Source organism: Zooshikella sp. RANM57 (assembly GCF_050749885.1).
GTDB lineage: Bacteria > Pseudomonadota > Gammaproteobacteria > Pseudomonadales > Zooshikellaceae > Zooshikella.
In genome coordinates, this window is sequence record NZ_JBOIUB010000021.1 from 37119 (window position 1) to 50791 (window position 13673).

General features: G+C 42.6%; 17 protein-coding genes. 10 read left to right on the forward strand and 7 right to left on the reverse strand.

What is annotated here, in order from left to right; translation table 11 throughout:
- Positions 1-7 precede the first annotated feature (7 nt).
- The 6 genes from ACQ96U_RS25155 (at position 8) to ACQ96U_RS25180 (ending at position 2599) form a co-directional block, all read left to right on the forward strand.
- Positions 8-457 (forward strand): hypothetical protein, encoded by a 450-nt coding sequence (locus ACQ96U_RS25155; protein ID WP_431724034.1) that lies wholly within the window; start codon positions 8-10, stop codon positions 455-457.
- 90 nt (positions 458-547) lie between these two features.
- Positions 548-877, forward strand: a complete 330-nt coding sequence (locus ACQ96U_RS25160) for a hypothetical protein (protein ID WP_431724035.1) — start codon at positions 548-550, stop codon at positions 875-877.
- A gap of 2 nt (positions 878-879) precedes the next feature.
- Positions 880-1194 carry a hypothetical protein gene (locus tag ACQ96U_RS25165; protein WP_431724036.1) on the forward strand — a complete coding sequence of 105 codons (315 nt, stop codon included), beginning with the start codon at positions 880-882 and terminating at the stop codon, positions 1192-1194.
- Position 1195: 1 nt separating this feature from the next.
- Positions 1196-1456: a helix-turn-helix domain-containing protein gene (locus ACQ96U_RS25170; protein WP_431724037.1), complete on the forward strand. Its 261-nt coding sequence runs from the start codon at positions 1196-1198 to the stop codon at positions 1454-1456.
- The gene (locus ACQ96U_RS25175; RefSeq protein ID WP_431724038.1) at positions 1453-1851 is read left to right on the forward strand and encodes a hypothetical protein; all 399 of its coding nucleotides are present in this window, start codon (positions 1453-1455) and stop codon (positions 1849-1851) included. Before ACQ96U_RS25170 ends, ACQ96U_RS25175 begins: the two co-directional genes overlap by 4 nt.
- Positions 1852-1921: 70 nt before the next feature.
- Positions 1922-2599: a hypothetical protein gene (locus ACQ96U_RS25180; RefSeq protein WP_431724039.1), complete on the forward strand. Its 678-nt coding sequence runs from the start codon at positions 1922-1924 to the stop codon at positions 2597-2599.
- Between the two features lie 44 nt (positions 2600-2643).
- Here ACQ96U_RS25180 and ACQ96U_RS25185 read toward each other — a convergent pair whose 3' ends face one another.
- Complete coding sequence (locus ACQ96U_RS25185) at positions 2644-2856, reverse strand: hypothetical protein (protein WP_431724040.1); 213 nt, start codon at positions 2854-2856, stop codon at positions 2644-2646.
- A gap of 295 nt (positions 2857-3151) precedes the next feature.
- Here ACQ96U_RS25185 and ACQ96U_RS25190 point away from each other — a divergent pair, with 295 nt between their 5' ends.
- The 4 genes from ACQ96U_RS25190 (at position 3152) to ACQ96U_RS25205 (ending at position 4705) form a co-directional block, all read left to right on the forward strand.
- A complete protein-coding gene (locus tag ACQ96U_RS25190; protein WP_431724041.1) occupies positions 3152-3457 on the forward strand; it encodes a helix-turn-helix domain-containing protein in 306 nt (101 codons plus the stop codon).
- A gap of 35 nt (positions 3458-3492) precedes the next feature.
- Positions 3493-3936 carry a DUF4124 domain-containing protein gene (locus ACQ96U_RS25195; RefSeq protein ID WP_431724042.1) on the forward strand — a complete coding sequence of 148 codons (444 nt, stop codon included), beginning with the start codon at positions 3493-3495 and terminating at the stop codon, positions 3934-3936.
- Positions 3937-4022: 86 nt separating this feature from the next.
- A complete protein-coding gene (locus ACQ96U_RS25200) occupies positions 4023-4301 on the forward strand; it encodes a hypothetical protein (protein ID WP_431724043.1) in 279 nt (92 codons plus the stop codon).
- Positions 4292-4705 carry a type II toxin-antitoxin system VapC family toxin gene (locus tag ACQ96U_RS25205; RefSeq protein ID WP_431724044.1) on the forward strand — a complete coding sequence of 138 codons (414 nt, stop codon included), beginning with the start codon at positions 4292-4294 and terminating at the stop codon, positions 4703-4705. The genes ACQ96U_RS25200 and ACQ96U_RS25205 overlap by 10 nt, the downstream gene beginning before the upstream one ends.
- 47 nt (positions 4706-4752) lie before the next feature.
- On the opposite strand, the gene ACQ96U_RS25210 is transcribed toward ACQ96U_RS25205, so the two are convergent.
- The 6 genes from ACQ96U_RS25210 to ACQ96U_RS25235 all read right to left on the reverse strand — a co-directional run bounded on the left by ACQ96U_RS25210 (position 4753) and on the right by ACQ96U_RS25235 (position 13194).
- A complete protein-coding gene (locus tag ACQ96U_RS25210; RefSeq protein WP_431724045.1) occupies positions 4753-4944 on the reverse strand; it encodes a hypothetical protein in 192 nt (63 codons plus the stop codon).
- Positions 4945-5433: 489 nt separating this feature from the next.
- Entirely contained in the window at positions 5434-5874 is a 441-nt protein-coding gene (locus tag ACQ96U_RS25215) for an Imm10 family immunity protein (RefSeq protein ID WP_431724046.1), read from the reverse strand.
- Between the two features lie 18 nt (positions 5875-5892).
- A complete protein-coding gene (locus ACQ96U_RS25220; protein ID WP_431724050.1) occupies positions 5893-5997 on the reverse strand; it encodes a hypothetical protein in 105 nt (34 codons plus the stop codon).
- 447 nt (positions 5998-6444) lie between these two features.
- Positions 6445-6717: a hypothetical protein gene (locus ACQ96U_RS25225; RefSeq protein WP_431724047.1), complete on the reverse strand. Its 273-nt coding sequence runs from the start codon at positions 6715-6717 to the stop codon at positions 6445-6447.
- A gap of 107 nt (positions 6718-6824) precedes the next feature.
- Complete coding sequence (locus tag ACQ96U_RS25230) at positions 6825-7193, reverse strand: hypothetical protein (protein WP_431724048.1); 369 nt, start codon at positions 7191-7193, stop codon at positions 6825-6827.
- Positions 7174-13194, reverse strand: a complete 6021-nt coding sequence (locus tag ACQ96U_RS25235) for an FG-GAP-like repeat-containing protein (protein WP_431724049.1) — start codon at positions 13192-13194, stop codon at positions 7174-7176. The genes ACQ96U_RS25230 and ACQ96U_RS25235 overlap by 20 nt, the downstream gene beginning before the upstream one ends.
- Between the last annotated feature and the right edge of the window lie 479 nt (positions 13195-13673).

Consider the following 13673-nt stretch of genomic DNA (forward strand, 5'->3'; position numbering starts at 1 on the left):
CCAAACCATGAAAAAAATCGCTGCTTATTTCTTAAATAAACCCGTTTCCAGCATCACTAATGCTTTGCGCCGTAAGCTTGAAGAATCTCCCGCTCGGATGTTTTTTGATGATAGTGAAGGGAATACTGTTATTAGGGCTTACTCGCCATTTGAAGAAAAAGGTGAGAAAAAACCCTATGGAGAGACAGACTGCTTTATCACTACCAGATTGAAAATGCTTAAGTCATACGCTTCAGGAGCCGTTTTTAATGCGGGTGAAGCTGTAGTTTTATTTGATAAAGCAAGCCATTTAATGACATTTGAAATTCATGAGGGCGAATTATACGAGGAATTAATTTTAAATTTTCTCTCATTTTATGCTGATGTTAGCTACTCACAATCTCATGATTTTGTAGATAGTTATGAATTTGCGACCTTTCTGCATGCCAACGCCTGGCTTATTAGTAAAGTTGCGTAAAATCAACTAGTTACACCCTTATCCACATATAAAGAAAAACGATGCATCAGCATCATGGGATCTTTTTGTCTAAAAAAAAAGGGAGTCACCATGCTAACGCTTAACATGAAACTCAATGACAAAATTATGATTGGTCGCAATACGACAATTATTTACCTTGAATCCTTCAAAGGTCATAACTTACAAAAATTTTTTAAGGTTCTAGAGATTACAGGTGAAAGAACAAAAATACACAAAGTTAAGTATTACCAACGATTTAAAATTGCTGGCGCGACTATTCATGTACAGAAGCCTCCCATAGCACAACATGACCTTAGAAAACCCCGTACACGTCAGATCAAGCTTTGCTTTGATGCTCCAGAGAGTGTTCGGATTATGCGCGAAAAACTAGTGGCTAAAAAGCATTATAAGGCTGCCTAATCATGAAAAAAGTAACTTATATTAATGAGCATAAAGAACGACCATTTTTAAACATAAAAATACCTAAAAAAACACTTTACTGTTCCCACAAGCATTTAAATATTTATGCGGATAAACGACAACTGGAATGTGATGATTGTAAAGAACTTATTGATCCCTTTGAATTCGCATACAACAAAGCTACTTACGGCCAACGATACTACGACGAATGCAAGCAATTAATGCTTAAAAGAGATGCTTTGCAAGTTGAAGTCAAGAAACTTGAATACCAGTTGAGCCGCTTAAAAACCAATTTGAGGCAAGCTGCAAGAGACTGAAATGATAGACCCTATCAAGTTCAAAGGCTCAGCACTAGAGTGCGCCAGAGCTGTTATGGGTTGGGACTTGGAGCATCTGGGTACAGAAATAGGCATAAGCAGGAACCGCTTAGCTAGTTTTGAAGCAGGGAGAAATCTGCCTTCTACTGAAGAAATTCAAAAGCTTGCAGACACCCTCGAAGTATTACCGAAGTTTTTTGCTATTCCAGTCGAAAAGATACCTGACCATGCAATTAACATTAAATGGGCAAATAAAAAATGAAAACAACAACTACCAAACAAGAACGGCTTGAAGCCGTCAATGAGCTAATTAAGGTAATCGCAACTTGTGGTAGACGCTTTTTTTCTGAAACCTCTGATAATAAACCGTTTATTTCGTACATGGAAATCGATGAACGCGGCAGAATCTGGTTTATTGATTCGTGGACTAAGAAACCCGTTTATACGCACTACCACGGAGAATGGAGGCATTTTAGTAATGGTGGAACTCTGAGGCGGCTGGTAGAGTCCTTTAAAAACCATATTATTAAAGGGACACAATTAAACGCTGGTTATTTCGAGCCTGTTATAAATGATTATTTAACAGACATATGGGGCTACGGCGAAGATATTTTAATCGTTAAAGAAGCTGCTATAAGGCTTGGAATTGCGGCTTAGTGCATACGGTTAAACGCGATATAAAACATAAATATAAGTAAAATCATATAATATTTTCCAAGGACAGATCATGAAAGAACTACAACAAATTGTAAACGACCAAATCAATTCAATGATTACAACAGGCACTATCGAGGAAATGATTGCAACACGACTGAATAGCTGCATTGAAGAGTGTGTAAAAAACGCAATGGAATCATACAGCGAATTTGGAAAAGCTATAAAACGCAAAGTTGATGTATCATTAAGCAATGCTCTTGCGCATGTCACTCTTCCTGAATACAACAAGTTTGTATCAGATGTTGTAATTGAGCTATATGGTCAAGCGCTTGAAACTGAAAGCAAAAAGCATCTCGAAGCGCTACTAGCTAAGTCCTTAAGTCCAGTACCTGAGTCTATAAAGGCAAGTGATTTATTGGAGGAAGTTCGCGCTTTCTGGGAGTTGGATGCAGAAGAACATGAATACATAGAGTTAGATTGGGAAGATTCTAACTCAGCGATGTTTGTTAAGTTTAATCACCCTAAATATGATTTTAAATCACTTGAAATTACATGCTACAACCATGGCGAACAGTCTGATAAACACTACCATATTGGATATATTAATGATCAAATAAATGGTCAAATTTCTGGCCCTGTTTGCAAGTCTACCTACGCTACAGGTCTAGCGGGATATTTGTATAGGCTTTATTGCGCACGCACTGTTATTACAGATTTTGATGAAGTGTATGGAGAAAATATCTACTAAATATGCAGTGTAAAATGGTGGCCTTAGCCACCCACAATATTTAATTATTTTTTAAAGATTCCAAGCATGAAATCTTGAATAAGGTGAAAATCTTTTTCTTTTTTGGTTAATATCGCTAACCTGTTTTGAATAGCTTCAAGCTCACGTCGCTCGTTTGTTACATCTTCACCACGGGCAGCAAGTCGTTCTACTGCTTTTTCCAGAAAATTCAATGGCTTGTTTGCCGCGTGGTGTTCAAAGCTTCCTAGTTGCTCCATATGTACACCCTAATCGGTAATCACGGTTAGAACGAGAGTTTTAAACTATGATTTTATAACAATAACTTATTGATTTCTATTATAAAAATGTACTTATTTGTCGGTCCCAAATATGGGACTCATTATGTTGAATAAACATCTATATTCTTCTAGTTTCGTCGATTTCAGTCATAAATTGTCATTCACAGTCCCATATATGGGACTGCCGATCAAAATTTGAGCACCTGATCACATTTTGTCATAGGAGTAAAACTGAGTAGTTTTTAAGCAACTGCGAATTGTTTAAGATGTGCTAATGGAAGTAACAAAACAGATATTTGAATGCATTGATGAGATTCTGAAGGACCAGAAAATAACTCTAAAAGAGTTGTCTCGAATTTCTAGAATCCCCAGTACAACGCTATACAGGCATTTTGAGCTGCAAGAAAAACTAACGCTTGGAGACCTGGAAGTTATTTGTAGAGCTTTAAAAGTTCCACCACCCAACTTGGCCGTTACTCAGGATGAGGTGAGACTGCTAGCCACTTATAGGGCGCACAATCGTGACGCTCAAAGAAATGTGTTAGGTCTATTGGAAAGTACCCAGCAAACTGGAATTTGAAATAAAAATTTCTAAGTAAAAGGATATTGAAAGTCATGCTAAAAACAATACTTGCTGTTATAGCACTTACTGTTTTTGTAGTAGCACCTGCCTCATCAGAAATTTACAAGTGGACGGATGAAAATGGCAAGGTTCATTTTGGCGACAAAAAGCCTGAAGAGTCCAGCCCTGATACAGAAGTTAAAACGGTGGAAGACCTACAAATCAATGTATCTGAAGCGTATGAGCCATATCATCTTAATGATGATTACATAACCATGCGAAAAAGCGAACGAAGAGCTAGGCGAGAAGCTAGAAGCAGTCAACGAAACACAAATAACTCTGATAATAGCTGTGCAGCCAAGCAGGCTCGGTATGCGAACTCAGAAGCATGCTATTCATCGTGTCCGAGAAGAACAGTAAGGCAGCCTGATGGTACAGTTACAAGAGAGTTTGTGGGCGTATGCTCTTGCACTCCAGTACAAAAACCTTCGTGTTAATGATAGCCCTTTAAAAATACGTAATTTGCGCAAATTACGTATTTTATGTATTATCTATGCGTTACCATTTAATCAGAGTATCTACCATGGAACGCAAACACGAGTCAGTAACGGCAACAGAGCTAGCTCGAAACATGGCCTCAGTGATAGATCGAGTCCGCTACACAGGTAAGAGCTTATATATTACAAAAGGCTCCCAAACCATTGCAGAGCTAAGCCCACCACCAAAAGCAGGTTTTCCAGCAGAAGGCTTAAATGACTTTTTGGCTAGCCTGCCTAAACTGGGTGATGATGCCCAACAGATGTCTGATGATCTTAAGATGATTCGGGACAACGCATCATTACCGGAGAACCCATGGGACTGATCGTTGATACCAATGTCTTTATTGATGCTGAAAATGGAAGGTTGGATCAAAGCGTTTTGACTGACCTCTCCTCACATGGAGATGCTTTTATTGCGGCTGTCACGGTTTCAGAGTTACTTATGGGTGTTCATATGGCCAAGACATCTGATATCAAAATACGGCGCTCCGCATTTGTTGAAAGCGTCATTCAACACATCCCATCTATTGATTTTTCAGAGTCTGTTGCGCGGACATATGCAGAGCTGTATAGCTATTTTCTGAAACCTCGAAGCAAGTCTGCTAAAAATGTCCACGATCTACAAATTGCAGCCACCGCGATTACTCATGATTTTGCGGTACTAACCAGTAACCTTGAAGACTTTGAAAAAGTGCCTGGACTCAAAGTAATTACACCAACAAAGTAACAGTTCCTCGCCCGCATTGGGCGAGGGTTTACGACGCGCTTAGTGACTCAGCGAGAAAGCCTATCCTCCACGGCTTGCCATCCTGGCCAATCAGATGAGCATGCCTTTCCGTCACCTGTTACTTCTTTTTTTTCCCATTCCGCCAAAGACGCCTTTTCCCCATCCGTCATTTTTTCAAAAAGGCTAACCATTCTTTTACTCTTTACCATCAAGGGGTGGTCATCAACCCGCTTTGCCATTCTTAAATATCCTTATCAGCCTAAATTTGCTGTACGGTATGTTCCACAAACTGTTCCACGCGGAACATAATACAGTTATTGTGTGTCACTCAGACATACACCACCTAGCGTTTAACACACGTCATCAGCGCCTGTCGCTTTATTGCTTAATCCCTTGTTATTTCTGGGCTACCGTGGAATAGGCGTCATTTTTCATTTAATTAGACTTTTCTAACTTAGTAATACGTATTACCGTTTTTGATAGTATACTACTACTGAAGCCCAAAAATAGCCGATAACACAGGTTATCGGAAGTTTTTTCGAGGGGGTTTGATATTCTGGGGTGGGAGAGGAGCACTAAGGGCACTGGCACATACATCAGTAGCCACTGATATACTACTTATGCCTTTTAAAACTTATTCCGATAAATAAAAAAGCCCACAAAAGTGGACTATTATTACTCCAGCTACCTAATATAATTAAAAATCTATAAAATATTTAAATTATTAATTAAATATTTTTTGTAGGTATACTATTTTTTCTAGCGACCTTAATAATTTCTAACAGAATATCGCTATTTTTTTTACACTTTTCTGGTAGTTTTATTTTAATATTACCATCAACTTTAAGTTGTTTTTGAGCATTATGGTCAAGACTTAAAGTCAAGTGGTTATTTTCAAAAGCTATTTCAAGTATCCCACCATAGATAGATCGAGATTGATCTTCAACTTGGATATGTAAATTATCCATTCCCAAATTTTTATCTTGATCATCATACTCTTTAGCTTGTTGAATAATTACATACTTTGTGGGTTCAAATTGATCATTAGAAAACCCAATTATTACTGTATAACCATCATCCTCAACAAAGGTATGCATAGCATTCAAACAATAAGTCATTATAATCTCCCAGCTATTTAGAACCTGCAGTCCAGCGATGCGTTGCACCATTCATTCGCCATTGATAGATTATTGTTGCTCCTGTTTCAGAAGCTGCTCTATTCTATTCATATACCCTTTACATGAATTACATGGTGGAAGCTGACCTGTTATAGTCATTACATTACCTTGAATAGGAGAGGTATGAGTAACTGGGGTAGGAGCACTAGCAACAACATCAGTAGTTGCTAGTGCCTTTTAAAACGCCTTCAGAGATATATAATGAGGATAGCTCAGTACTTTTTGCTATCTTTGTAACAACTATTTAAGGGCAAATGGAGTAAAGCACACCTTAAAACCCGGTGATTCCTTGCACCTTTTCGCCAAATTAATGATTTCGCCTAAATGTTTAATGTCATTTGATGATGTCAGCAACGATCTTAGTGTATTGAGCTCTAACAGTAATTCGCCCATGTCTTGACTTCCAAATATGTCGTAACTCGCTGTGGATAGTTCTGACAGCATAGGAAAAGATCTCTCATCTTCCTGAGGCAAATACAACTCGTTCCCAGATAGAGAAATTCTTACTACTTCGTTGTTTAATTCATCCTGTAGGATAATTGTAAACAAAAGAACACCTCCTTAAAATACTGGTTTACCTGGAAACGTATTTATTAAATTTCCCGATTTATCCGTTATAACAGTCAAATAAGAAGTAGGATTACCACCACTATTGACAGGGTAATGTCCGATCGTCTTACCTGTATCAATAACTCTCATGTATTGATCACTGGTTGGAGAAATAGTTACTGGAGATTGAACAACTTGCTTAGACTGTAATAATGAAGTTACTTCATCTTTTGACAATGAAAATTGGGATTTATTACCTGACCCAAAACCTCCGTGTTTCTGCATTGCATAACCCAGACCCGAATTTTTTTGGAATTTTAAGGTCGCAGGATCAATGACTCCTAATCGCACATTAATACGAGAATGAGCTACACCTGCTCCCTTTGTAACATCTAACTAAAGCGTTTTTCTAAAAATTTCTGGTACTCCTCGGGTACAACATCAACCAGAGCATTGACGTTATATCCCTTCGCAGACACCTCATCGATAATAGCTTCTACAAAATAGTATGCGTGATCAGGATTTTTAGAAAGATAGATATTATGAGCCTGCATAAGGTCTATCAATGTTACAAGATCAACTTTATTAGCTAAGGTACGCCCAAGTTCTTCATAGGCAGACACATAGAATTCATTTTCAATAACACCACTAACTCCTCCGAACTCCTCAAGAGCGGCATCCAAGTCTCCTTGAGATACAAATGCCAGAGAAATAAACCACTCTATAAATTGCTGAAACATTTTATCGACCGATGGCATCATCAAGATCCCTCACAAGTTCTTTCGCAAAGTTAACATCTCTCGCACTATAAGGGTATGACCCCGGCGGTTGATTATCGGCATTTCGTATAAAGTTATTTAACCTCTTCCGCTGCTCAACTGCTTTAGTCCCATGACCCGAAGGAGACAGTAGCTCACCTGTTGCTTTCTCGTGCCTCAGAGCATCAGCCAATCCACCATTGCCAACTCGACTACCAGTCTTGTCTTTTCCGTAGTATGAAGTGAGTATCTTTTCTAACTGAGGACTATCAGCTTGCCGATAAGTCGGTCCAAAGCCACCTTTTAGTCCCTTTGTAACTTGGGAGCCCAAGTTAAGTTGTTTCATTTTAGTAGGAGTAATTTTGGGTAAAGTTTTAATTTTTCCTAAAACTCCAACCCCACCACTTGGCATTCCAGCTGCCATAATGCTCTGCATATACTCCTCTTGTGTCATTTGCCTATCTTCACGAGCTCGATGCAAAGCCCCAAAAAGCCCTCCTGGAAAGTTTTCCCCCATAGGTTTGATGAACCCTTGATAAAACATTTCCTCTGCAGCAAAAGAAATAAAATTTGCTGTAGCAGTCACTCGTTGCATGTAGCTTGGTTCTTGCCCAAATGCTTCACTTATAACGCTACTCGAACTGTTACTTTGGGATGAGTAGCGAGTAAAACCATTATCAAAGTCACTTAAAGAGCTGCTTCTTGCATTAGTTGATGGGGTAGCTCCTTGGTTATAATTGTACCCATCAAATATACTGCAAGTTTCCCCACCAGCGTTGTCATCACTACCAAATAACCAATCTGAGACATCACTCCACTCAAAATCCCAAGTAAACCCAGTTGGATCAGTTCCATTCAGTGGATTGTTAAAGCCATAGCTATAGCGGTTATAGCTTTGTATATCATTAGGAAGCTGAATCAGAGGATCTGCACTTAAAAACCGTCCCACATTCGGATCATACACGCGGCCATTCATGTGGATTAAGCCCACACCATCTAGGTGCTCGTGGTCGGTAAAGCCACGTTTGGTAATGGTGCTGGTGATTTGCGTAAAATCAATTGCGGCTTGCCAGTCGGTCTGACGGCGTTTACCCCAGGGATCATAGCTGAAGCGTTCTATAACTTGGCCGTTTTGATCCGTAATGGCGGTGATTGAGCTTAAGTGATCGCGATGGAAGTAGTTGGTTTTCGTACCCTCTTCGGTGCCGGCATTTTCGGTTTTGGTGATAATGGCGACATCCGCAATGTAATACTTGTGCTGTATTTTGCCGGTATCACTGACCACTTTTTCATAAATACCGGATTGGTAGTAGGTTGTGCTGGTGCCTGTGGGTCCTTGGTCGATTCGGCGTACCCGTTTTTGATCCGGTCCGTATACCAAGTCGATTTGATGATCGCCACGAATGATCTGATCGGGCTTATCAAAGGCGGTATAGCGCACGGTACGGCCATTGCCACTGGTCATGTTGCCGTTGGCATCGTAGCAGTAGGTAGCGTTTTGGCTGCCGGAAGTTTTGGTTAACGCATGAGGACCGGCTTGTTGGCTACCACACTTGTCTGCGTACTGGTAATCACCGACATCGGATTTATGGGTAATATTGCCCAACGCATCGTACTGCACACTGGTGGTTAAGGTATTGCTACTGAGTTTGGCGGTGACTTCCGTTAAGCGGTTCAGTTGATCATAAGCAAACGTCTCGTGGATCTTCTGTCGTTTATCTTCCCGCTGGGTCAGGTTACCTAATTCGTCGTAGGCAAAATGCAGGTCTTCAATTTGCGTGGTACTGCTGATATACGCGCCACTGTCTTGCAAACGTCCGGTTTTGGCATCAAACACCCGTAGCGTCGTCGCGCCATTACCGTACTGTTGTTGGGTAATATTGCCGAGGGCATCCGCTGCTTGGGCTTGCCAATAAGTGGTGGCGTTGCTGTCCTGACCATCGGTAATCGCCGTCAGGTAACCAAGTTCGTTATAGGTTTGTTTGGCGATGAGTCCGGTAGGGAACGTCGTTTGTAGAGGACGACTGTACTGGTCATAGCCATAACTCAGGGTAAAGCTTTCACCAAACAGGGTTTGGGTTTCTGTGGTTAAACGCCCTAAAGTGTCGTACTGATACTGTTGGCTAATACCATCGACGGTGACCTGATCTAACTGACCTTTACGTTGTTGGTCATACTGCCATTCAGAGACCCGCCAAAGTAACTTACTGCTGGCTTGGGCATTTTCCGTTTGTTTGACCAGACGATCGAGGTTGTCATAGCTGAGTTTGGTGACCTGGCCTTTAGCATCCTGCTGACGAATAAGCCGACCCAACGCATCGTATTCATAGGTCCATGCGCCTTTATCTGGATCATTCATCGCGACCTTACGGCCCAATACATCATACGTCAGGTCGACGGTATTATTGTCTGGGTCGGTGGTTTGGGTCAGATTGCCGAAACTGTCGTAGGTGTAGCTCAGGGTATTGCCCAGGCTATCAATGACTTTGACTAATTGACCGGCACCGTTGTAATGCTCGGTTTTAGTTTGACCTTTAGCGTTGGTGAGGACCTTGTTTAGTCTCTGATAGGCCACTTCTGTCGTGCTGCCACTCGGTTGCGTGGTTTTAATCACCCGTAGCAGGGGATCATATTCATACTGTGTCCAGTACACCTCATCATCTTTAAAATACGGCAAGGAGGTTTTTTCGACCTGGCCCAGGGCGTTATACACGGTATCCTGGTATTGGGTTTTACCGGTTAAGGCCAGTGTTTCAGTCCGCAGGGTGCGTTCCAGTTTATCCAAGTACGCAGTAGTAGGGGCACTGCCTGAGCGTTGGGTTTTGCTCCAGTACACGGCCCTTGTCGGACAGGTGTTGTCTGTCGCGGCGGCACACCAGCCGTGAGTGATGGTGGTTTGCGTGTTATCGGGTGCTGTTTGGCTGTTCAGGCGGCCTAAGGCATCGTAGGTATAGGTGGTGACCAAGCCATTGGCATCGGTGGTGGTTAATGGCACACCCCAGAACGGGTCACTGGTTTGCTGGGTTTGATGGCCTAAGGCATTGGTGGTTGAGGTTAAGAACTGACCTTGGGCATCATAGGTATACGTCTGTTTGCGTACCGCCACCTTGGCACCTTGGGTTTGTTCTTCGATTAAGTTACCAAAACTGTCGTATTTAAAATCGGTGGTCAGGACATAATCGCTTTGGCCAGGCGCTTGAATACGCTGGGTTAAGGCTCCTGTCGTAGGATCATAACTAAATTGCGTGGTGCGGGTTTGGCTGTCACCAGCGACACTCACCTTGGTGACCTGGGTTTGGGTGGCTAAGCCCAGTAGCCAGTTGGTTTCATCATTTTGGTAGGTGGTTACCGTGGTGCTTTGCTGTTCACCCAGGGCGTCTTTAATGACCTGCTTGCTTTCCGTGGCATTGCCCCAGTCATCATAACTGAAGCTTTCCGTGACCGTCGACAACCAGGCATCCTGTAGGGATTTTTGTTGGGTGGTGCGGTTCTTTAGCTGCACACGATAACGAGGAAGATCACCGTCGTCTAAGGTCGTGACTTGCCAGGTTTGTTGAGTATCTTTCAGCAGCACACCGTCAGCGGACCACTGTTGGGAACGGCTTAGCACCCCGATTTTACGGGCCTCCGTATCCTGTAAATAGTGATCCGTGGTTTTAATGCCGGTTTCCAGCTGAGTGCTGCTGATTTCAGCAAAGCCCAGTGCGCCTAAACCCCGTAAATGGTGTTTTAAGCCTTTATAGTGGTACTGGGTGGTTAAGCTGCCACCGAGACCATTGTCTTGTTTGACCTCTTGCACGACAAATACCGCCGATTGGCGATCAATGATGGGATACGTACTGCCTGTGCTTTTGGTGAACAGGCTGGGATCGGTGAGCGGTTGATAGCGGAGGGTGGTGGTTTGTCCTAAGCCATTGCGAATTTCAGTGATACGGTGGGTCAGTGAACCTTTGATGTATTGGTAATTAACAAAGTTACCCCGTTTACTCAGAAGCCCTGCGGCTAAATCCACCTGGCCATCGCCGTTATAATCCCCCAGAATTCGCTGCCATTTATCCCAGTCGCTATACACGCCATTCCAGGTGGCGGCTGGTTGTAAACCATCACCTTGGGATAAATGCACCCAGGTATAGTGACTTTTTTTACCAAAATAATCGGTGACCAGGTCTTGCTTACCATCACCATTGAGGTCCGCTAATTGGCGCTTGGAACCCAGGTAACCGGTCCGTACATCGTACCATTTGGCCATCGGTAACAAGCCGTTGCCGGTGGACAGCGATACGGAAATCAAGTTGCCATAGATCCCCAGGTAACTGGAAACGACATCATCGTTGCCATCACCGTTCATGTCCCCGATAAGGTGTTGACCATCGGCCCAGCCTTCAAAGTTGCGTTGCCAATGTTCCAGTTGGCGATCTTGTTCAGTAGAGCGAATGACATACACCTGGTTACCTGCAGCGCCGATATAGGTGATGACCAGATCTTGTTTGCCATCCCCATTCATATCGCCCACGTGCATGGTATGACCTGACCAGTTATTGCCTCGGTAAAACCATTTCTGCAAGGGCGCAAAGCCATCACCGGTGGACAGTTGCACCTCAATATCAATCATGCCGGCGGTTAACGCGTAATACACCATATCACTGCGGCCATCACCATTGAGGTCAGCCATCAGTGACTGATAGCCTTGCCAGCCTGTGGCGATATGGGTCCACTTCTGGGGAGCGGTAAAGCTTGAGCCCGTGGACAGTTGTACATAGACGACATTGCCTGAGGAGGATGAGAGGTGTGAAGCCACTAAATCGGTGAGGCCATCACCGTTCACATCGCGGGCAAAGTGGTGATAGTTTTTCCAGTTCTGGCCATCTTGATGCCAAACCTGAGGCTCAGAAATCCCTTCTTCGGGATCACCTGGCACCCCTAAACGCACGGTGGCGACATTCCCGGTTTTGGTTAAGCGGGCCGCAATTAAATCCGTAGCCCCATCACCATTGACATCCCCCGTTAACCAACGGTATTGAGACTGATCACGCTCCAAGCCAGGGGTGGCTAACGAGATATTACGGTATGGGGTAACTTTGGCTTCGGCATGTTCCCAGTTAAACTGGGTTTCGGGTAAACAGACCTTCTCTGCCGTACAACGGGTGAGGCCTTTTAACCAATGTTGACGATCATTGACACTGTGATCATAACGTAATTGATAATGTTGGGTGGTTGAACCTGCTTGTATGGCAATCGTTGTTAAATGTCGACGTCGAATAATACGACTGCCATTTAAATAACTGGTAACGCTATACCCATTCTCGTCATAATTAAAATTCAGGGTGGTATTGGCATACGTTATTTTTTGTGGAAAATGCTCACCGTCGTCATGATTTTCCGTATAAAAATAATGAATTAAATTACCTAAACGATCTTCAGTTTTATTAATTGACCAACCGATAACCTCCGATGTTCCCTGTGCTTCAAAACGCGCATCATCCGTCTCACCAAAGGTTTCGATCATGCCGTTTTTATACCAGATTTTAAAATACGCGGGTCCATTTCCAGCCGTGCCATAAGAAATAATTTTTAAATCATTTTCTTGTTCAGTGCGGTATTCAGTACCATTAGCACCATAATTACCATTAATCGCGACTAAGCGTTGGCCTTTAAAACAAAATTTATCATTCTCATCAAAATCAACGCCATCAATAAAACCATCTTGGGCTAAGGTCGTCGCGCATCGATTAATGGCCGGAAAACCCGTTAAACGCCAGCCCATGCCGACTAAACCATTACCTTTACGGCTGCCGTATTCCAACGATAATGAAGGGGTTAAGCCATTAATCCCTGGCGGTAATTCGAGCGGGACACGGTAATTGGCCGTACCATCGCCACCGACGGAAAAAGCACCAGGCAGGGTACCGACGGCTTTTGTCGTATTGGCTAGCGCAACAGGGGAAAGAAAAACCTGAAAAATAGATAGAATCAGGCAGGCAAGCGTGATGTGAAAACGATTCATTATGTACTTCTTGTGACGACAGTATCAGTATAATTGAGCAAAGTTTGCGCATTATAGTGAGTATCTGCTCACGTTCAAGTGCGATGGATCATTTGATACAAAAAAAATTAAAAATAAGGAGGCTTATTGTACGATAGTAATGGTTAATTAATGAGCAATTACTGTTTTTTGTACAAATCAGATACAACCCAACACTCATGGACCTTTACCAACGATTCACAAAGCTATCCACTGATTGTGTGGATAAATGGCTCCAACCTGCCATAAGTCTGTAAGCCATTTGATACATGGCTTATGAAAGCACTTTTGATAGTCCTTCCCTGCCCCTCACAAAATGTATACTTTTTGATAAACGACTGGTCCGTTTTACATTGGTACTCTAAAAAAGTCCATTTTACATAGGGGGGTCAATAATTAGTGTACTACCCTGCAACCAGTACACTATAGGTATACCCTAAGTGTACCAATTAGCCACGCTT

Bases quoted from the DNA above. Each gene is read 5' to 3' on its own strand.
- ACQ96U_RS25195 (WP_431724042.1), top strand. From the start codon at position 3,493: ATGCTAAAAACAATACTTGCTGTTATAGCACTTACTGTTTTTGTAGTA.
- ACQ96U_RS25235 (WP_431724049.1), bottom strand. From the start codon at position 13,194: ATGAATCGTTTTCACATCACGCTTGCCTGCCTGATTCTATCTATTTTT.
- ACQ96U_RS25205 (WP_431724044.1), top strand. From the start codon at position 4,292: ATGGGACTGATCGTTGATACCAATGTCTTTATTGATGCTGAAAATGGA.
- ACQ96U_RS25200 (WP_431724043.1), top strand. From the start codon at position 4,023: ATGGAACGCAAACACGAGTCAGTAACGGCAACAGAGCTAGCTCGAAAC.
- ACQ96U_RS25160 (WP_431724035.1), top strand. From the start codon at position 548: ATGCTAACGCTTAACATGAAACTCAATGACAAAATTATGATTGGTCGC.
- ACQ96U_RS25230 (WP_431724048.1), bottom strand. From the start codon at position 7,193: ATGATGCCATCGGTCGATAAAATGTTTCAGCAATTTATAGAGTGGTTT.
- ACQ96U_RS25180 (WP_431724039.1), top strand. From the start codon at position 1,922: ATGAAAGAACTACAACAAATTGTAAACGACCAAATCAATTCAATGATT.
- ACQ96U_RS25165 (WP_431724036.1), top strand. From the start codon at position 880: ATGAAAAAAGTAACTTATATTAATGAGCATAAAGAACGACCATTTTTA.
- ACQ96U_RS25215 (WP_431724046.1), bottom strand. From the start codon at position 5,874: ATGGTGCAACGCATCGCTGGACTGCAGGTTCTAAATAGCTGGGAGATT.
- ACQ96U_RS25155 (WP_431724034.1), top strand. From the start codon at position 8: ATGAAAAAAATCGCTGCTTATTTCTTAAATAAACCCGTTTCCAGCATC.
- ACQ96U_RS25190 (WP_431724041.1), top strand. From the start codon at position 3,152: ATGGAAGTAACAAAACAGATATTTGAATGCATTGATGAGATTCTGAAG.
- ACQ96U_RS25175 (WP_431724038.1), top strand. From the start codon at position 1,453: ATGAAAACAACAACTACCAAACAAGAACGGCTTGAAGCCGTCAATGAG.
- ACQ96U_RS25210 (WP_431724045.1), bottom strand. From the start codon at position 4,944: ATGGCAAAGCGGGTTGATGACCACCCCTTGATGGTAAAGAGTAAAAGA.
- ACQ96U_RS25170 (WP_431724037.1), top strand. From the start codon at position 1,196: ATGATAGACCCTATCAAGTTCAAAGGCTCAGCACTAGAGTGCGCCAGA.
- ACQ96U_RS25185 (WP_431724040.1), bottom strand. From the start codon at position 2,856: ATGGAGCAACTAGGAAGCTTTGAACACCACGCGGCAAACAAGCCATTG.
- ACQ96U_RS25225 (WP_431724047.1), bottom strand. From the start codon at position 6,717: ATGCAGAAACACGGAGGTTTTGGGTCAGGTAATAAATCCCAATTTTCA.